Consider the following 17,472-nt stretch of genomic DNA (forward strand, 5'->3'; position numbering starts at 1 on the left):
TGCGGTATGACGCTGCACTCAGATGTCTTTTACGTCGGCGAGAGCAACGAGGCGGAGGCACGTGAACTGGTGAGAAAAGCGGCGCCGGAAGCCGTGATCAAGTCTGCTCGCAAGATACCGAAAGGCCTTCGCGATTTCATGAACCTGACGGACGGCCGTGTTATACGTGGGGTTGTTATTGAAACTTCAAAACGCACCGAATTAGGCAACTAACGCTTCATCCAAGCGCTTTGGATCACCCTCGGCGCCGGCTTCATGGCCGGCGCGCCCTTCAAATCTTCTTCGCGGCGAGTGAGATTTATGGAGACAAGCCCACGCACGGCGATCGCGTAAACGGTTGCATCCAAGCATTCAGCTCTCAGGCCGAGCTTGCGCTCCCAGAGGCGCGTGGGAACGCCGCGTATGTATTTCACAACCACGCGCTCAGAAGCAATCTCATCGAAATAGCGAAGTTCGAGGTCGCGACTGAACCGGATACCGGCGCCCCGCGCTAGGCGCGCAAGAAGCCGGCTCTTCTCGCCGTCAACGCCAACGATAAACAGTTTGGAGCCCTTGGTCTTGCTGGGGACGATTGCAGGTCGATTCCCGCTGGCGCCCTTGATGGCGACGATGCGCCGACCAAACCTTGGCTGACAGAACGACAGGACCCTATCCATAGTACCACCGTCACCGGCATCGATTGCGGCAGCGTCGATGCGAAGGACGCCGCCGTTTGGGTGTGGCCATGTTGAGCGCAATAGCTCATCGAGTTCGGCCCATGTGCCGTCGTCCTCGGGCAAACCCCAAATGACCGCATTGCCGAGCACGAATAGTTCATCCCGGCCGTGGCCTATGAAGACGACTTCCAATCGATCACGCTGCACGTCGACCCCAGCGGTCACAATCAGCGCACCAGCCGGAATCGCCCTCAAGCCAAACGGCTCAGCGCGGGAGGCCAGTGCGGTTTCGTCAACTTCCTCGAGCGCCTCGCGCCAGCCCTCGGCCATAAGGGTGTTCGTCCACGTCTGAAGCTGATCGACATTCCGCCTCGCGCCGAGGAACTCCTTGGCGATGTTGCCCCAGGATGCGTTCGCCAGGGTGCTGACCAGCACATTGCATCGGAATCCAGCATGCCCTCGAACCTTGGGCTGGGTCGCGCGCCAACGGCCGAGCGCGACCATCTCGGGCTTATGGTCCTCTTCGACAACGCACCCGTTCGCCTCGCAAACGAAATGCGCCCGTTCCGGCTCGCCGTCAGGCCATTGGATGTGCCGCCAGAGTATTTGCTGAAAGGCGCCACATGACGGACAGCAGACCTCAAAGACACGCTGGTCGCTGTTACGATAGCTTCGTAGAACGTGGCTCGTTTACTCAAAAATGGGCGTGCTGCCCATGATGATTTTCCTGTTCGGAAAGCTCAGCGTACGCCGCTCCGCTAGCGTGATCGGCGAGCCTTCCGGCCCGGACTCCATCGCGTCTGCCTCGTCTATCAGCAACACGCGAACGTTGTGCCTACGCAAATTTCTTGGTGACTTCGCCGCGACGATCTTCAACGATCCGCCCGGAAACTTGCGGCTCAGCAGCGTACTGCGACCGGTTTCATCGACATCGCCAGTCAAGAGTCTGCGCAATTCCGGCGAGGCCGCAAAAATCGGTTCGAGGTCCGACACAACGTAATCTCGGGCATCAGCCTCAGTGGGTAGCAGGGCTAGGATCGCACTCGGCTCGTTTGCGACATAGCTGGCAATTGTGGCGGTTAACAGCGTCGACAAGCCAAGGCGTACCGGCTTCACAAGAGTAACTCGCTCCGTCGCCGGATCGCCGATCGCCTCGGCAATTCCACGCTGGACGGGATTCAAGCGGAGGACGCCGGGAGACGCCGAGACGGACGCCGGAAGGCGCACGTTGCCCTCAATCCATTTTACAAGTTCGATGCTCGGCGGCGGAATGAGCGCCCGAAGCGCCCGTGCTCGGATGGTTTCCGCACTGGTCTCCACTCCGATCAGCGGGATGGTGCTACCATTGCTCTCGTCGGTTCTCGATAGGGCAAACCCCATGCAAATCCCCACTCTTCCCACGGATAATCTTTATAAGTTCGTTACCGTCTTGGGGTTCGTCGCCCTGATTGCACCAATTTTATACATGGCTTTTGTATTAAGGGACGTCGAGTCAAAAATCGCTGCAACAGAGGCGAATATTAGTGTCCTTGACCTTAGGCAAAAGTTTAATTCTACAATGATTGAAAAGTTTTCATTCGCCATCAGTAAGGACAATTTAACAACAGACGATCTGATAAAACTATCTTCAGAACTAAAAATATATCAGAATGATACTTTTAGTAATCTCAACGACATAGCCGCAACACAATACGTGCAAGGGGCTCGAATTCGAGCGCTTCGCGAAGATATTTGGTACTGTATAGCCATATCATTTGTCGGCATGTTGGCGTCTACGTTTGGAATATATTATTGGTATACGCGACATCAGAAGTATCAGGATGATCTAGCGCGCTATCAAGCGGTTTCCGCGCTAAGAGACATCGAGACGGCGAAGGCTTCAGGCTAAGCACTACAATCGGTGCCGCACTCGGTGAGCGCTTGTCGAATTTCGGAGTCGATCGCAGCAATGTCGACCGCCGCGAGGTTCATACGACCAGCGATCCGGCCAGGAATCGCCAGCATGGCCGCGCGCAGGTCGGTCAGAACGCGAACCCATACCCGTTCCACCTCAGCCGCAGATACTAGCTCCCGACGCGATGTCGCATTCGCGAGTGCCAGTCGGTCGGCCCGCTCTCGCGCCTCCCGCAACCGCTCGGCGGCAATAGCCGAATTGCCGCCGTCTCGACCGGCGGCCTGTTCCCGGAGGTGAGCGCAATACCGGGCGACTGAATCAGGCGCGAAGGCGCCCCGAGCGACCTTCTGAATGATGCCTCGCGCGGCGAGGTCGTGCACGGCCCGGAGCGATACGCCCAGCGTATCGGCCAGCTCGCGCCCCTTCAATGCCTCGGTTTGCACTGAAGAACCCCCTCAAAATTTCCTGCGGAGCGTGAAATGTCGGGCGGCAGCGACCCCGCTCTGGTCGCGCCGGACAGGGACCCGTCGTCGCCTCTCGCCGTCACCCATCGATCGAGGTCATGCATCCGCGCCTCCATCGGCGAGTCGATACGACCCGCGCATCGGCGAGACGATGAGGCCGGCGCGCTTCAAACGTGAGAGCCACGGCCGGACGGTCGTCTCTCGCAGGCCGCTCGCAGCGATGATGTCACCGACCTTCGATGCGCCGCCCCGGAGGGCGGCGATCACCCGATCCACGTCGGTGTCGGGACGCAATGTTGCAGCTTTGCGTGTAACGCTCCCATTATTCTTAGGAGCGTTACATTCGGTTGCAATATTGCAGGCGGCGAGCGTAACGCTGTTTGAGCGTTGCATTTGCTTGCTTTCCCTATGTTTCGCCACGCGGAGGCGCGTTTTCTCGCGGCGGCGCATGTTGCAACGATCGAGGCGCTCTGCGCGGCTCTCATCGCGAGGCGTGAGGGTCGTGATCAGACTGCCGTCCGCCGCCATCTCGGCAGCTTCAATCCCAACCAGTTCGGCAAGCCGGCCGGCTTCGATTGCGGAAATTAGCCGGTCCGTCATCGCGGGTTCGGCGAGGATATCAGCGAGGTCCGCGTCGCTGATCAGCGCGCCCGGCGGGAGCTGGCGGCGGACGCCGCTGGCGTCACGTCGCCATCGCTCGATCCCGTCGAGGTGGTGCAGTGCATCCGCGCCGACCCGAGCCCAACCGACTGGATCGGACAGAACACCGTAGCGCGCCCGCCAAGATGCGAGGCGCGCCAGCTCTGCAAGCCTCTTCGCCGCGCGATGTTGAAGCCGGGATTTGGGGTGTTGCGGAGATGCACCGATCCACTCGCCCAGAAGCGCGCCGCCGAGCCGGACTTCGCCAGCTCGTTTCGCGAATGGCACGCCCACAACGCTGCTATCCTTGCACCTTCGCGAGAGCCGCCATCGCTGCAAGCACCGCGCGACCGATAGCCGTGTCGACGAAGTATGGATCAAAGCGTTTGGCGTGGAAGGCGCGCGCGATAGCCTCGATCGCTTCTTTCAAGTTGCGACGCGAGCGCATCAGTGCGCCTCACGCCGACAGGCGGGCAAGAAACGCCTTCAGCTCGGCGTCGGGAACCAGTCGGCGGCGGCCGATGTAAACGGACCGCAGCTTGCCCTCATCAAGCAGCGAGTACAGCGTCGAGCGGCCGACGCCGAGAATTTTCGCAGCGTTCGGAATCGGATGAAGCAGGACAGGCGCGGCGGCTACGTCAACAGTTTCGCGGGGCTGAATCATAAATCTCTCTATCTGCTGGGATGCCCTAGCATCCGCTCGGATGGCGGAGAGATTCAGCGAACGAACGACTTCAAACTACCGAAGTAGGCTCCGACATTTGAGACATCTGAATTCGGTATTCACAGAGTCTCGCAGTACGATGCGAGCGTGTCGTCGATACCCTCGCGCGCATCGAACTCAAGGTCGCTCCAGGCCGCAATGACAAAGCGAGCGAAGCGACCGTCCTTCGACTTCGGCGCATTCGTTTTCGTGGTCGCGCGCCACATCTGCTTCATCATCAAAACAAAATGATGTTCGAGCGGCTTTGAGTTGCCAAGGGAAGGCTTTCTACCGACGCGGTACTTTTTACGAAAAGCCTCGACCTTCGCTCGAAGCAGCGCGACCTCCTTGATCACATCTTCGATTGCACGCGCTTGTTCGTCGGCACGTTCAGCCGGACTTTCTAAGTCGTCATCGTCGATCTCGAAATCATCATCGAAGATGCCCGCGATACGATCAGCATCGGTACGCATGAGCACCCCAGCGCGATCGAGCAATAGCTGTAGGTTTGCGTCGAACACGCTTGCGGCTGCATATGCCGCGCCAGCATCGAGGTCGTGCGTCGCCCAGCGGTGCGCCGATCGTCCTGCGATATCGATGATCATGCGAGCTTCGCGCACAGGATCAGCCAAAAATGGGCCTAATAGCTCATGCGCCATCGCGTCGATAGCATATATTCCAACGGGCGCGTCGAAATCTATCACGCAGATCGGTTCGAAAAGTCCCGGCGCGATTTCTGCATGGATCGGTCGGCGAGGTAGCTTAGCGCGAGGCCGCCCTTTTGTCGCACGGCTCATTCGGCGCCCCCGACCGCGCGCGGGCGCGGGATTGCGACAATTTCAGCGGGCGCGGAGACGAGCGGCACGACTGCCTTCGCCGCCAATTCATCGAGAGCACTGACAATGAATGCCGAATAATGCGCCTCGATCATCGCACTAGAGGTGTCGTGCAGGGCCGCGACCAAACGCACAGGGAGAAGCTGCCGCAGCCCGCGAACGATTGAACTATGCCGCAGCGCGTACGGTACGACACCGGCTGGCAGACCGGCCCGCGCGGTTATCAATTTCCATGCTGGCGCGAACTCTGCAGAGGTTCCCCATGGTCCGCGCCCTACCCGCTCCCAGTGCGTCGGTGTGGTCTGTTTGTATCGCCACCGCACAAGCAGAGGCTCGGAGCCAATCCGACCGGCGACGGCCGGCCGAAGAGCGTCGATGACATCGTCGCCGACGGGGACGCCAATCTTCCCGACCTTCACTCCCCGGCCTTTGAAGCTGGTCGGCACCATCAAGCGCCGCTGCACCGCCTGGACATCGCCGACCGTTAGGCGGATGACCTGACTGAAGCGCGCGCCCGTGGCGGCGAGCACGACGATGAGGCGTGCAAGATCGCCTTCCCATTTCTGCTCTGCCGCGTCGACCTCCCATGCCGCAGCGATGATCCGCCGGACGTCCGCGTCCGGCAGAACCTGCGCCTCGCGGGCGACGGGCGAATGCCCCTCAGCGGCCGCGAGACCATGCTTGATTTCGAGCGGCAGCGCCGCTGGCAAGCGCGCATGATGCAGTTCCACAGCCATATTCAGGGCCGCGCGGAGGTCGCTGGATACGCGCCGCACCGTGTCGACGACCAACCCCTTGTCCGTCACGCGCTTCCGCCATGCCTTGAGGTCGCTGCGCGTCAGTTCGTGGAGCAGCTTGTCGGCGATTTCGTCTGGAAGCACATGCCGGCCAAGCTGGCCGCGAGCCGCCTTCCTGCTCAGCTTCCCGCCCGTGCGAGCGCGAATGCGAGCCTCGTGTCGCTGGATGTAAGCCTCAGCCGCCACCCGTACGGTAGGGGCCGGCCCTTCCGCCTCCGCCTTGGCAGCGACGCGGGCGACCTCAATGTGGTCGCGGGCAGCGCGACATGCTGCCTCAAAGTCGAGAGTGCCCTCGCGCACAATATCATCGGCCGTTCCGATGGTTTCTTGCCGATATCCCTTCCCTGCCCGCCAGCGCACCAGCCACACGCCCCCGCGCTTGGCCTTCCGGTAGCCGAGGTGCACCTCTGGATCGATGCCCCGCCAATGGACCCCAGCAGCCAGCGAGGCACGCGCGTTCCGCGTCGTGATAGGTGCTTCCGCCAGCCTCTTGCCCATATCGCCGTACCGAAAAGTTGTCGAATATTCGTCGAATATATCAACCTGTACGTGCTCGGACAATGACGGAACGAATTTCTATAAAGCCTTGATATTATTGAATACAGACAAATACCAGCACACGCAAAAAGCGCAACAATCGGGCACTTTCACGGTGGAGAGAGGGGTTCGACTCCCCTAGGGCGCGCCATTCCTTTTGCATGCCAGGATACGCCTTGGCCCTCTTAATGCGAGCAGGCTGACATAATTTTCAGTCGTTTTCAGCAATCATGTCAGCATCGGAAGTTCCGAATAGTTCGCGGGGCTTTTATTACTATCGCGCTTGGCATTATAAGCCCCAGATATATAGATATTAGTAATCAATATTTACGGACATTTATACTTTTGTCGGCGGCACTGCGGATTTTGTCCGGCCGCCTCGCGGCGACAACCATTCATTTACTGCGAGGGTGTAACAAGAGGTTCGACTATGCATTGCTGGACAAAGCCGTGAAGCCAGTCGCGTAGCGCCATGATGGCCGGGTCATTCCATCGGCGGGCTGGTGCGATGAAATAATAGGCGCCCAGCCGGACGTCGGCCCGGCATACTTCCGTCAGTTCGCCGGTCGCGAGCATCTCGCCGGCCATGAGATCGCTCACCAAAGCCACGCCTTGCCCCAACCGTGCCGCTTCCACGGCGAGATGCCCGTGCCACAGCTTTGGCCCCTTCAGCGGCGGAATGTTGACGACGCCGGCATGCTCCAGCCAGTTTTCCCACTGCCGAGTGGAACGCTCGTGGAGGAGCGGCAGCTTCACCAGATCGTCCGCTGTGCGCAGGTGCGGATGCACTTCGCTAAACGCGGGGCTCGCAACCGAGAGAATGCGTGGCCGATAGACGATTTCCCCGCGCAGATCGGGCGGAAAATTGGGATATTCGAGGTAGTTTATCTCTGCGTCGACCTCTCCTTGGCTGAAGTCCGGTCGTGCGGAAATCGGCTGGAGAATGATCTCGCGCCCGCCGAGGAAACGTTCGATTTCCGGCAGTCGTGCCAACAGCCGTCGCGACGCAAGCCCCGCCATGCAACAGATATGGAGCGCATCACTGCTGCCTCCCCACAACTCGCCCGTCGCGCTGGCAATCAAATCCAACGCGCGGCTGAGTTGCCCGGCATAGCGCTTGCCCTCGCGAGTGAGGCTGAGGCCGCGCCCGGACTTCTGGACCAGCTTCACGCCGATCGCGGATTCAAGGTTCTGAATATGACGCGAGACCACCGTGTGCGACACGGCGAGTTCGTCTGCGGCGGCCCTCACCGTTCCGGTTCGGCCAAATGTCTCAAATGCACGTAACGCCAGAAGAGGCGGCAGGCGCCGGCGGAAGGGTTGAGGCATGGGGAGCAACTCCTGCGACGGCGAACCATGGCGTTCACCCTTAGCTCATGGCGTAGATGACGCGCTTCGCCCGGCGCCCGTCAAGCACCCGACAGATGCGCGCGATGCACCAATGGGCAGGCTTCAAACTGCTTGTCGGAGGGTTGAAACGACATAGGCTCGATGGCGAGACAGATGGGAAACTCGCGTGGCCAGCATCTCGGGAAAAGCGTCAATCGTCGGTGCATTTGAGTCGCCACGCCGGCAAGCGCCGCGCCTTCACCCCTTTGCGCTTCAGATGGAGTGTATCGCCGGGGCGCTGGACGACGCTGGCATCGCGCTCTCCGAGGTGGACGGGCTCTGCGTGGCCGCGAGCGACTGGGCGGAAGGCGGCGGCGTAAGCAGCCTCACCGAGTTCGCCGAATATGCGGGCGTCACGCCAACCTTTTTCGACAGCACCGATGTCGGCGGGTGTTCCTACATCGTCCATGCTGGCCATGCGGCAGCGGCAATCGCGGCAGGCCTCGCGGATGTCGTAGTCATCAGCTACGCGGCCTGCCCGCGCTGGTGGCCGCTGGGCACGCCGTCCTTCGACCCCTTTGTGCTTCCGGCTGGCCCGGGCCAATTCGAATTGCCCTACGGGCCGACCCTGATTTCGGCTTATGCCATGTTCGCCCAGCGCCACATGGAGCTTTACGGCACGACATCCGAGCAGCTCGCCAAGGTCGCCGTCACCTTCCGCCAGCATGCGGCCAACAATCCCCATGCCCGCTTTTCCGCGCCGATCACCATCGACGATGTGCTTGCCTCCACGCCGATCGCATCTCCCTTGCGCAAACTCGATTGCTGCGTCGTCACCGATGGCGGCGGCGCCATCGTGATGACCAGCGCGGAACGTGCAAAGGATTGCCGCCGCCGTCCCGTTCATCTTTCCGGCTTCGGAAGCGCAGCGGCCCGTACCCAGCTCAGCCAGATCGCGCTCGATCTTTCGACGCCGGCGGCGATCTCCGGGCCACGGGCCTTTGCCATGGCCGGGATTGGGCACGACGATATCGACGTCGCGCAGATCTACGACGCCTTCACGATAACCCCGATGCTCGCGCTGGAAGATCTGGGATTCTGTGGGCGCGGCGAAAGCGGCGGCTTCGTCGACGATGGGCATCTGACGCTTGGCGGGCGTCTTCCGACCAATACCGACGGTGGCGGCCTGTCCTCGAACCATCCTGGAAAGCGCGGCATCTTCACGCTCATCGAAGGGGTCCGGCAACTGCGGGGCGAAGGACCGGGCCTGCAGGTTCCCGATGCTGAGGTTGCTCTGGTCCATGGGCTGGGGGGCACATTCTGCGCCGCGGCCACCGCCATTCTCACAGTGTGAGGCCGCAGCGATGACCAAGGGCATGTCTCCCGTGACCGATGTGACCTCCGATCCCTTCTGGGAAGGGGCTCGTGAGGGTCGACTGATGATCCAGCGCTGCCCAGTCACCGGCAAACATCAATGGTATCCGCGCGCCCATTCCATCCATTCCCCCGGCGCTTCGCCGGAATGGGTCGAGGCGAGTGGGTGCGGCACCATCTTCTCTTTCACAACCATCCGGCGCGGCATGAGCGCGTTTGAGACGCCCTATACCTGCGTTCTGGTGATGCTCGACGAGGGAGTGCTTGTGCTCTCGCGACTGGAGACGGAGCCGGGTGCCGATATCCGAGTGGGAATGCCGGTGGAGGTCTTTTTCGGCACCGTCGCGGAAACTCCGGATCTGCCGCTGTTCCGTATCAAGGGGGAACGTCCATGAGCGTTGCCTTCGCCGCTATCGAGGTCGGCCAGCGCCTGACATCGGCCCGCGTGACGATCACAGAGGCGCATATCGTCCAGTTCGCCGGGCTGACGGGCGATTTCAACCCGCTGCACATGGACGCCGAATTCGCCACCGCGCATGGCTTCGGCAAGCGCGTCGCCCACGGCATGCTCGGCCATGCGCTGAGCACGGGCCTGCGCTCGCCCATCGACGACTGGGCGATCGAGGCGTTTCTGGAAACTCGGCGCCGCTTCGTGGCCCCCATCTTCGTTGGGGACACGCTGCACTATCAGGCCAATGTGCTGGAGACGCGCCCCAGCCGATCGCGGCCGGGCGCTGGAATCGTGCGCGTCGCCCTGACGCTCAAGAACCAGAGCGGCGAGCCGCTTCAGGAAGGCGAAGACGTTTTCCTCATCGGGTCCGGCGAGCAGGTGGAAGCGCCGTGACAGCGCAGCGTCTCGAAGGACATGTCGCGCTGGTGACCGGCGGTGCGGGGGGGATCGGCAGCGCGATCTGCGAACGCCTCGCCGCTGAGGGGGCGCGGGTCGTCGTTGCCGACCTCATGCTCGATCAGGCTGTCAGTCGCGCGGAGCATCTCGCGGCGCAGGGGTATGAGGCCTGTGCGCTGGCACTGGACGTCGCCAGCCGTGTGAGCTGGGAAAGCGCGATGGCCGCGTTGCCTCCGACGTTCGCAGGCGTGGATATCGTGGCGAATGTCGCGGGCATCGTGCGGGACCGCTCCCTGCCGAAGATGACCGACGATGAATGGAACCAGGTCATCGATATCAGCCTTCGCGGCACGTGGCTCGGCTGCCAGGCCGCCTTCTCGCTTATCGGCAAGCGGGGCTGGGGCCGCATCATCAACACGTCCTCGACCGCCATTTTCGGTGCGTTCGGTCAGTCGAACTACGCGGCCGCCAAGGCCGGCATCGTTGGCCTGACGCGGACCGTGGCGCTGGAAGGGGCGCGTCGCGGCATCCTCGCCAACGCCATCGCTCCCGGCATCGTCGAAACCGCGATCCTGAAGGACGTGCCGCAGGATCTGCGTGATAGCTGGATCGCAAAGATGCCGCTGGGACGGACCGCGCAGCCTTCCGAGATCGCCTCCGTCGCGGCCTTTCTTGCCTCCGATGATGCCAGCTACGTCACCGGGCAGGTGATCGTCGTCGATGGCGGCGCGACCACGGGGGACTACTGACCGCCTTCCAGAGAAGCTTGGTTCATAACAATGAGGGGAACCGACTGATGGCAGATTTTACCAGACGACATGTATTGATGGGTGGCGCCGCCGGCTTGGCCGCCTCCGCGCTCCGGATCTCTCCTGTGAGCGCCGCGGACGATGCGCTTTACGCGGCCGCGAAGAAGGAAGGTGCCCTCAATCTGTACTGGGGCTCCTATGAGCAGAAGACGATCGAGGAGATCCGCGATGCCTTCAAGGCGAAGTACCCAGGCATCGAGGTAAGCCTGCTTCGCCAGGCGTCGCAGACGATCTTCACGCGCCTGCGCCTTGAAATCCAGAACGACGCCGTGCAGTGCGATTCGATCGGTACGACGAACCTGCTGCATTACAAGGATCTGCAGAAGCTCGGCGCCATCCAGCCGTTCAAGCCCGCCAATATCGACATGGTGCCGGAGGCATTCCGCAGCATCGACCCCGAGAACACCTATCACGTCGGCGCCATCAGCCTGACCACGATCAATCAGTCCAGCTCGGTCGCCGCACCGCCGGCATCGTGGACCGCGCTGCTCGACGCGCCATGGGTCAACCAGATCACCACCGGCAGCCCGGCCTTTTCCGGCGATGTGGCGAGCTGGGTCGTCGCCATCCGCAAGAAGTATGGCGACGACTTCCTCCGGGCCTTCGCCAAGCGGAAGCCGAAGGTCGGCCAATCGAATGTCGACACAGTGACCGACATTCTCTCCGGCGAACGCAAGGTGGGCTCCGCCGCACCCTTCAGCTACTCGCTAACCCAGCAGGCGGCCGGCAACCCGATCGGCGTCACGGTTCCCTCAGATGACGCAATCCTCAATCTCGGCCTGACTGCGGTTCCTACCAAGGCGCCGCACCCGAATGCGGGCAAGCTCTTCACAGACTTCCTGTATTCGGTGGAAGTGTCGAACATCCTCGCCAAGAATTTCTGGCCGACCCTGCGCACCGATGTTCCCTGGGCCGAGGGGCGTACGCTCCAATCGATCAAATGGTACCGCAACCCCGTGGACAATCTCGCCGCCGAAGTGGCGGAAGGCATTGCCAAGTGGAAAGAAATCATCGGCTGACATCCAGCCGGTCGTGGCGGTCCGGCGCCCTTTATGTCGCCGGACCAGCATCCTTCTCGGATTGATTCACGTCACCGCTGTGTCTGCCCATTTTACGAACCCGGAAGTGTACCCATGGCCTCATCCCTCCCGATGAGCGCGGCGCGTTCCGCCTTGGACGGCTATCGGCGCCACCATGCGTTCCGGTTGATCGTGCTTGTCATACTGCTCGCGGTGCTGGCGCTGCTGATTGTTCAGCCGCTCGGCTGGATCGTGTTCAACAGCTTCCACGACGATGACACAGGCCAGTGGACCCTGCGCAACTACGTGCAGATCTTCGCCTCCACGTCACTTTGGGCGCCGCTGTTCAATTCGCTGCTACTGGCGACGGCGGTCGCCGTCATCTCGACGCTGCTGGGTGTGCCGCTGGCATGGCTGGTCGCCCGAACAGACATGCCCATGCGCGGATTCATTCGCCTCTTCACCATGGCGGCGTTCGTCACACCCTCCTTCATCGGCGCCCTCGGCTGGATCCTGCTCGCCGCGCCTAATTCGGGTTGGCTCAATGTCGGCTGGCGGGTGCTGAGCGGCACCGATTGGCCGCTTCTGAACATCTATTCGATGATCGGCACCATTTTCGTCTGCTCGATCTATACGGTGCCCTACACCTTCACACTGGTTTCCAGCGCGCTGGAGGAAATGCCGGTCGAGCTCGAAGACGCGGCCACGACACTTGGCTCGGGCGTGGTGCGGACCATGCGTTCGGTGACCATTCCGCTGGTCATGCCGGCCGTGCTGGTGGGCTTCATCCTCTCCTTCATCCAGGGCATGACCCTGTTCGGCGTGCCGGCCTTCCTGCTGACGCCGAGCGGCACGCTGGTGGTCACGACCAAGCTGGCAGAGTTCTATCAGCTCTTTCCGCCCGCCCTGTACATGTCGGCTGCCTATTGCATGCCGCTGATCGCAATCACCGGCATGCTGTTCTATGCGAGGCGCCGCATTCTCGGCCGACGCCAGTTCACCACCGTGGGTGGCAAGGGGCGTGCCGGGCGAAAAATCCGGCTGAGAGCCTGGCGCCTGCCGGCGCTCGCCTTTGCCCTGATCGTGCCGGTCACGGCGGTCGTGATGCCCTACATCGCCATCGTGCTGGTGTCGCTGAGCCGGGCCTGGGGGCTCGGGCCCGTCCCTTCCAATCTCACGCTGCACTGGTATCGCTGGGCGATCTTCGAGAATGCCGAGACCCAGCGCGCCATCGTCAACAGCCTGGTCTATGCCGGTGTCGCCGCCAGCTTCTGCATGATGATAGGCATTCTGGTCGCCTACATTGTCGAACGGAAGCTGCTGCGCAGCGCGGGCCTGCTCGCGGCGCTTGTCACCATCCCGATCATCATTCCCGGCATCGTTCTGTCGGTCGGGTTTTTCTCGGCCTATACACGGCAGCCACTGAATCTCTACGGCACCGCCACGCTCATCATCGCGGCCTTCGTGGCAACGTTCCTTCCGATCGCCTATTCGCAGGCCGGGTCGATCCTCAAGGGCATCAGCCCGGATCTCGAACGCGCGGCCCGCAGCGTCGGCGCCAGCGAGGCCCGCACATTCGCTTCCATCACGGCACCGCTGATGCGCGGCGGGCTCGTGGCGGGTTGGCTGCTGGTCTTCATCCCGATCATGCGGGAATTGTCGGTGGCGATATTCCTCGTCTCGCCCCGAACCAACGTCATGACAACCTTGATCTACAACTATAAGGACGGCGGCAATTACGAGGCCGTCTGCGCCGCCAGCGCCCTGCTTCTGTTCGCCACGCTCATCGTCGTTCTCCTCTCGCGCTTCGTCACCGAGGGCGCCGCCTATCGCCGCCGCAACGCGGCCAGCCTCGGAGCTGCCCCATGAGCGACATTGATATCCGCCAGCTATCGAAATCCTACGGCGCCTACCAGGCCCTGAAGTCGATCGACCTGAATATCCCCAATGGCGCCCTGCTCGCGCTGCTGGGTCCCTCGGGATGCGGGAAATCGACAACGCTGCAATTGCTGGCCGGCTTCGACACGCCGAGCGGTGGCGAGATCCGGGCCGGCGGAGAACTCATCTCCAGCCCGCAGCGCGTTGTTCCGCCCGAACGGAGGGGGATCTCGCTGGTCTTCCAGAACTACGCTGTCTGGCCGCACAAGACGGTCGCGGAGAATGTCGCTTTCGGGTTGCATCTGCGAAAGCTGTCCCGTGCCGAGCTCGAGGCGCGGCTGTCCAAGGCGCTGGAAGCCGTGCGCCTTACGCCGCTGCGCGAGCGCTACCCTTTCGAGCTTTCCGGCGGACAGCAGCAGCGCGTCGCGCTGGCTCGGGCATTGGCCGTCGAGCCGCGAATTCTCCTGCTCGACGAGCCTCTGTCGAACCTTGACGCCCATCTGCGCGAGGAAATGCGCTTCGAGATCCGCCGCGTGCATGACGAACTCGGCATCACCACGGTCTACGTCACCCACGACCAAGGCGAGGCTCTGGTCACGGCCGACGAGGTGGCAGTGATGCAGGGCGGGATCGTCCAGCAGTTGGGCTCGCCCGAAGACATCTTCGAGCGGCCGAGCAATGCTTTCGTCGCCTCGTTCATCGGCAGCAACAATGAAATCCCCGGTCGGCGCGAAGCCCTGGGCCAGCTGAGGGTTGCGGACACGCTTCTTCACGCAGAGGACCGCAGCGGATTGCCCAGCATTGGTACCAAGGCGGTGCTCTGCATCCGTCCCTCTCGCGTAAGGCTCGGTGAGGCCGGCGGTGCGAACAATCTGAACGGCGTCGTGCGGCGTTCGGCCTATCTCGGCGAGTATCGCGATGTGCTGATCGAAATCGCCGCGAACACGACGTTGCGGGCCTTCGTCAGTCCGCATCTACGCCCTCAGCCGGGGGAGTCCGTTCAGGTGCATCTGCCCCCGGAGCACTGCCAGATTTTCGCGACACCCGACGACGCACCGGCACGCTAGATACCTTTAGGACGTCCCGATGACCTCTCACGACATGGATACGCCCCATCTCGTCCGCCGGCGCGAAGGGGCCGTCGAATGGCTCGTCTTCAACCGGCCGCGCGTACGCAACGCGATGTCGGCGCGCATGGAGGATGAGCTCGTTGCCGCGCTCGCGGAAATCTCCGACGACGACACCGTCCGGGCCGTGGTGTTCACCGGCATGCGCGGCGACAAGCCGGCCTTCATGGCAGGCGCGGACATGGGCGCGCTGAGTGAGGCGGCGGATCCCGTGGCGGCCGTCGCACTGGAGCGCGAGGCGGAGCGCCTGATCGTCGCCATTGAGCAGTTGCGGGTTCCCACCGTTGCGGCGATGGCCGGCGCCTGCGTTGGCCAGGGCGCGCTCCTCGCCTCAGCCTGCGATGTACGGATCGCCGCATCGTCGCTGCGCTTCGGCTTCCCAATTGCACGCACGGTCGGCAACTGCCTCAGCCTTACCAATTATGCGCGCCTCATCGCCATGACCAGCACCGCCATGACCCGCGAGATGATCTTCAGCGCCAAACTGCTTGGTGCCGAGGACCTGCTCGCGGTTCGTGCGATCCGCACGGTGGTGGGCGATGACGAGATCGACGCAAAGGCGCAGGAGGTTGCGGAGGCGCTGACTCAGCTCGCCCCGCTCACGCTTTGGGCGACACGGCAGGCGCTGCTGCGCCTGCGCGACCATGGCGTGCCGGCCGATGCCGACGACGACCTGCTGACCGCTTGCTACGGTTCGCAGGACATGCAGGAGGGGATCTCCGCCTTTCTTAGCAAGCGCACCCCGGTCTGGCAGGGCCGCTGAGGGCGCCGGGCCTACCGCCGGGCGCCTCTTTCGCGGCGTTTCCAAGCAGGGTGGCGGGCGCATCCCGCACCGCTCAGATCACCGCTTCCGCACGGAGAGCGTCGATCTCTTCCGGCGAGAAACCGAAATCGGCGAGGATTTCGTCGTTGTGCTCGCCCAGAGCCGGAGGCGCCTTCTCGTCGGGAAGCGGCGTGTGCGGCATCTGGATCGGCATGGAGACGAAGCGCAGCCCCGAGCCGGCGGGAACCTCCTTCACCATGTTGCGCGAGACGACCTGAGGATCTTGCAGTGCCTCAGGCACGGAATTGATGGCGCTGGCCGGCACGTCGGCCTTGTCGAGGACCGCCAGCCACTCGGCGCGTCCGCGCGAGCGGAAGAGTTCGGCAAGGATCGGTTCGAGCTCGGCATGCCGGTCGGCACGCACCGACCCGCTGGGGAAACGCGGGTCCGCCAGGAGGTCCGGCCGAGCCAGCGCGCCGCAGAGCCGCTCCCACTGCTCGGCGGTGTCGACGCAGACCGCGATCGGCTCGTCGGCGGTCGCGAAGGCCTGGAACGGAGCGATGAGGGGATGACGGCTGCCGAGGCGGCGGGGCGTCTCGCCAGCATTCAGGAAGCGTGCGATCGCATTCTCCATCAGCGCCAGCTGGCAATCGAGCATCGCCACATCGACGAAGGTGCCGCGGCCGGTGCGCTCGCGTTGCTGCAATGCCGACAGCACGCCGATCGTGGCGAACAGGCTGGAGCCGATGTCGCCGATGGAGGCGCCTACGCGTGCCGGGGGGCCCGCCTCTTCGCCGGTGATGCTCATCATGCCGGAAAGTGCCTGCGCAATGGCGTCGAAGGAGGGCTTGTGCCGGTAGGGGCCGGTCTGGCCGAAACCGGAGATCGATGCATAGACCAGCCGTGGGTTGAACGCCGCCACCGTCTCATAGCCAAAGCCGAGGCGGTCCATGACGCCGGCACGGTTGTTCTCGACAAACACGTCGGCGCCCGTAAGCAGACGCTTCATCACCGCTTTGCCGCGAGGGTGCTTGAGGTCGAGCGTGAGACTGCGCTTGTTGCGGTTCACGCTCATGAAATAGATGCTCTTCTCGTCCTTGAAGGGAGCGATGATGCGCGTGAAGTCGCCCGCGCCCCGCCGCTCGATCTTCACGACGTCGGCACCAAGCGCCCCCAGCAGCCATGTGCAATAGGGCCCGGCCAGCATGTGCGTGGCATCGATCACGCGAAGGCCGGACAGCGGACCGGACGCCCCTCTGTCTTCGGGGGACGTGGCGTCTGCGTTCATGAAGTTAAGGCTCCTCGAACCGTCGCTGCACGCTGCGCTGCGCGCGAGGCTTTGATGCGCAACTTTCATCAAATGCCGCGACGTGGACAATCAGCTATTTCGCCCGCGTTTCGTGCATGGGATGCACCAGTCGACACGAGCGGCGTCCAAGGCGAGCCTCAAAATCGCAAGACTGAGCTTGTGGCGGTATTCGCACGCACGGGACATGTGTGCATCACAGCAACCAATCGCGAAGACACAAGCTGATAGTCGGCGCTGGGGACGATCGATAGTCTGGCCGCCAGCTTTCCGGATGTTGCGACCCATGCCCAATCACCTGATCGACCGCCTGCGCGCCGGCGGCAAGGACTCCGCTCGTCCCTTCTCCGAGACGCCGGACGGGCGGCGCATCACCTGTGGCGATCTGGAGCGGCGCACCGCGCAATATGCCAATGCCCTCGTGGCGCTCGGCGTGAAGCCGGGGGACCGGGTGGCGCTGCAGGTGGAGAAGAGCCTCGAGGCAGTGTTCGCCT

The 17,472-nt window shown here is 62.7% G+C and carries 20 protein-coding genes and 1 pseudogene; 11 read left to right on the top strand and 10 right to left on the bottom strand.

Translation table 11 applies throughout. From position 1 onward, the window contains the following. Window positions 1–6: 6 nt before the first annotated feature. Window positions 7–213, top strand: a complete 207-nt coding sequence (locus U742_RS23285; RefSeq protein ID WP_156034285.1) for a hypothetical protein — start codon at window positions 7–9, stop codon at window positions 211–213. Here U742_RS23285 and U742_RS23800 read toward each other — a convergent pair. Together U742_RS23800 and U742_RS23805 are read right to left on the bottom strand one after the other, a co-directional pair. Then, window positions 210–1,160 (bottom strand): terminase gpA endonuclease subunit, encoded by a 951-nt coding sequence (locus tag U742_RS23800; protein WP_348981020.1) that lies wholly within the window; start codon window positions 1,158–1,160, stop codon window positions 210–212. The genes U742_RS23285 and U742_RS23800 overlap by 4 nt on opposite strands. Then, window positions 1,152–2,036, bottom strand: a pseudogene (locus U742_RS23805) (phage terminase large subunit family protein); the annotation flags it as partial. The pseudogene U742_RS23805 and the gene U742_RS23800, both read right to left, overlap by 9 nt. Here U742_RS23805 and U742_RS23290 point away from each other — a divergent pair. Then, on the top strand, window positions 2,035–2,544 hold the full coding sequence (locus U742_RS23290) for a hypothetical protein (protein ID WP_156034286.1): 510 nt from the start codon (window positions 2,035–2,037) through the stop codon (window positions 2,542–2,544). The pseudogene U742_RS23805 and the gene U742_RS23290 overlap by 2 nt on opposite strands. On the opposite strand, the gene U742_RS0119875 is transcribed toward U742_RS23290, so the two are convergent. From U742_RS0119875 to U742_RS0119900, 7 genes are all read right to left on the bottom strand, one after another. Next, the gene (locus U742_RS0119875) at window positions 2,541–2,993 is read right to left on the bottom strand and encodes a hypothetical protein (RefSeq protein WP_029356242.1); all 453 of its coding nucleotides are present in this window, start codon (window positions 2,991–2,993) and stop codon (window positions 2,541–2,543) included. The two genes, U742_RS23290 and U742_RS0119875, sit on opposite strands and share 4 nt — an antisense overlap. Window positions 2,994–3,110: 117 nt before the next feature. Continuing rightward, window positions 3,111–3,947, bottom strand: coding sequence for a hypothetical protein (locus U742_RS23295; RefSeq protein WP_156034287.1), 837 nt, complete (start codon window positions 3,945–3,947; stop codon window positions 3,111–3,113). 7 nt (window positions 3,948–3,954) lie between these two features. Then, entirely contained in the window at window positions 3,955–4,101 is a 147-nt protein-coding gene (locus U742_RS23300) for a hypothetical protein (protein WP_156034288.1), read from the bottom strand. A 9-nt stretch (window positions 4,102–4,110) separates the two neighbouring features. After that, complete coding sequence (locus U742_RS22285) at window positions 4,111–4,317, bottom strand: excisionase family DNA-binding protein (RefSeq protein WP_038362196.1); 207 nt, start codon at window positions 4,315–4,317, stop codon at window positions 4,111–4,113. Window positions 4,318–4,436: 119 nt separating this feature from the next. Beyond that, window positions 4,437–4,961 carry a hypothetical protein gene (locus tag U742_RS0119890; protein ID WP_029356246.1) on the bottom strand — a complete coding sequence of 175 codons (525 nt, stop codon included), beginning with the start codon at window positions 4,959–4,961 and terminating at the stop codon, window positions 4,437–4,439. A 188-nt stretch (window positions 4,962–5,149) separates the two neighbouring features. Continuing rightward, window positions 5,150–6,550 carry a tyrosine-type recombinase/integrase gene (locus tag U742_RS0119895; protein WP_248310432.1) on the bottom strand — a complete coding sequence of 467 codons (1,401 nt, stop codon included), beginning with the start codon at window positions 6,548–6,550 and terminating at the stop codon, window positions 5,150–5,152. Between the two features lie 375 nt (window positions 6,551–6,925). Further along, window positions 6,926–7,855: a LysR family transcriptional regulator gene (locus U742_RS0119900; protein WP_051661354.1), complete on the bottom strand. Its 930-nt coding sequence runs from the start codon at window positions 7,853–7,855 to the stop codon at window positions 6,926–6,928. 187 nt (window positions 7,856–8,042) lie between these two features. Here U742_RS0119900 and U742_RS0119905 point away from each other — a divergent pair, with 187 nt between their 5' ends. Genes U742_RS0119905 through U742_RS0119940 form a run of 8 tightly spaced genes read left to right on the top strand, consistent with a single transcriptional unit; the run spans window position 8,043 to window position 15,672 of the window. Then, the gene (locus tag U742_RS0119905) at window positions 8,043–9,209 is read left to right on the top strand and encodes a thiolase C-terminal domain-containing protein (RefSeq protein WP_029356251.1); all 1,167 of its coding nucleotides are present in this window, start codon (window positions 8,043–8,045) and stop codon (window positions 9,207–9,209) included. Window positions 9,210–9,219: 10 nt separating this feature from the next. Beyond that, window positions 9,220–9,624 carry a Zn-ribbon domain-containing OB-fold protein gene (locus U742_RS0119910; protein ID WP_029356253.1) on the top strand — a complete coding sequence of 135 codons (405 nt, stop codon included), beginning with the start codon at window positions 9,220–9,222 and terminating at the stop codon, window positions 9,622–9,624. Further along, the gene (locus U742_RS0119915; RefSeq protein WP_029356255.1) at window positions 9,621–10,073 is read left to right on the top strand and encodes a MaoC/PaaZ C-terminal domain-containing protein; all 453 of its coding nucleotides are present in this window, start codon (window positions 9,621–9,623) and stop codon (window positions 10,071–10,073) included. The genes U742_RS0119910 and U742_RS0119915 overlap by 4 nt, the downstream gene beginning before the upstream one ends. After that, a complete protein-coding gene (locus U742_RS0119920) occupies window positions 10,070–10,825 on the top strand; it encodes an SDR family oxidoreductase (protein WP_029356257.1) in 756 nt (251 codons plus the stop codon). The genes U742_RS0119915 and U742_RS0119920 overlap by 4 nt, the downstream gene beginning before the upstream one ends. 47 nt (window positions 10,826–10,872) lie before the next feature. Continuing rightward, a complete protein-coding gene (locus U742_RS0119925) occupies window positions 10,873–11,904 on the top strand; it encodes an ABC transporter substrate-binding protein (RefSeq protein ID WP_029356258.1) in 1,032 nt (343 codons plus the stop codon). Between the two features lie 33 nt (window positions 11,905–11,937). After that, entirely contained in the window at window positions 11,938–13,773 is a 1,836-nt protein-coding gene (locus U742_RS0119930) for an ABC transporter permease (protein ID WP_197028298.1), read from the top strand. After that, entirely contained in the window at window positions 13,770–14,849 is a 1,080-nt protein-coding gene (locus U742_RS0119935) for an ABC transporter ATP-binding protein (RefSeq protein ID WP_029356262.1), read from the top strand. The genes U742_RS0119930 and U742_RS0119935 overlap by 4 nt, the downstream gene beginning before the upstream one ends. Window positions 14,850–14,868: 19 nt before the next feature. Beyond that, window positions 14,869–15,672: an enoyl-CoA hydratase gene (locus U742_RS0119940; protein WP_029356264.1), complete on the top strand. Its 804-nt coding sequence runs from the start codon at window positions 14,869–14,871 to the stop codon at window positions 15,670–15,672. A 73-nt stretch (window positions 15,673–15,745) separates the two neighbouring features. Here the strand turns inward: U742_RS0119940 and U742_RS0119945 are convergent, their stop codons facing one another. Continuing rightward, complete coding sequence (locus tag U742_RS0119945) at window positions 15,746–17,050, bottom strand: CaiB/BaiF CoA transferase family protein (protein ID WP_197028299.1); 1,305 nt, start codon at window positions 17,048–17,050, stop codon at window positions 15,746–15,748. Between the two features lie 214 nt (window positions 17,051–17,264). Between U742_RS0119945 and U742_RS0119950 the strand changes: the two genes are divergently transcribed. Continuing rightward, window positions 17,265–17,472: AMP-binding protein (locus U742_RS0119950; RefSeq protein WP_029356266.1), on the top strand; the 208-nt coding region annotated here is incomplete at its 3' end.

This window comes from Allobosea sp. 117 (assembly GCF_000702305.1).
Taxonomy (GTDB): Bacteria; Pseudomonadota; Alphaproteobacteria; order Rhizobiales; family Xanthobacteraceae; genus Ancylobacter.

Excerpts from the sequence above, each read along its gene's own strand:
- U742_RS23285 (WP_156034285.1), top strand. The coding sequence starts at position 7 with ATGACGCTGCACTCAGATGTCTTTTACGTCGGCGAGAGCAACGAGGCG.
- U742_RS23800 (WP_348981020.1), bottom strand. The coding sequence starts at position 1,160 with ATGGTCGCGCTCGGCCGTTGGCGCGCGACCCAGCCCAAGGTTCGAGGG.
- U742_RS23290 (WP_156034286.1), top strand. The coding sequence starts at position 2,035 with ATGCAAATCCCCACTCTTCCCACGGATAATCTTTATAAGTTCGTTACC.
- U742_RS23300 (WP_156034288.1), bottom strand. The coding sequence starts at position 4,101 with ATGCGCTCGCGTCGCAACTTGAAAGAAGCGATCGAGGCTATCGCGCGC.
- U742_RS22285 (WP_038362196.1), bottom strand. The coding sequence starts at position 4,317 with ATGATTCAGCCCCGCGAAACTGTTGACGTAGCCGCCGCGCCTGTCCTG.
- U742_RS0119890 (WP_029356246.1), bottom strand. The coding sequence starts at position 4,961 with ATGATCATCGATATCGCAGGACGATCGGCGCACCGCTGGGCGACGCAC.
- U742_RS0119900 (WP_051661354.1), bottom strand. The coding sequence starts at position 7,855 with ATGCCTCAACCCTTCCGCCGGCGCCTGCCGCCTCTTCTGGCGTTACGT.
- U742_RS0119910 (WP_029356253.1), top strand. The coding sequence starts at position 9,220 with ATGACCAAGGGCATGTCTCCCGTGACCGATGTGACCTCCGATCCCTTC.
- U742_RS0119915 (WP_029356255.1), top strand. The coding sequence starts at position 9,621 with ATGAGCGTTGCCTTCGCCGCTATCGAGGTCGGCCAGCGCCTGACATCG.
- U742_RS0119925 (WP_029356258.1), top strand. The coding sequence starts at position 10,873 with ATGGCAGATTTTACCAGACGACATGTATTGATGGGTGGCGCCGCCGGC.
- U742_RS0119930 (WP_197028298.1), top strand. The coding sequence starts at position 11,938 with ATGTCGCCGGACCAGCATCCTTCTCGGATTGATTCACGTCACCGCTGT.
- U742_RS0119935 (WP_029356262.1), top strand. The coding sequence starts at position 13,770 with ATGAGCGACATTGATATCCGCCAGCTATCGAAATCCTACGGCGCCTAC.
- U742_RS0119940 (WP_029356264.1), top strand. The coding sequence starts at position 14,869 with ATGACCTCTCACGACATGGATACGCCCCATCTCGTCCGCCGGCGCGAA.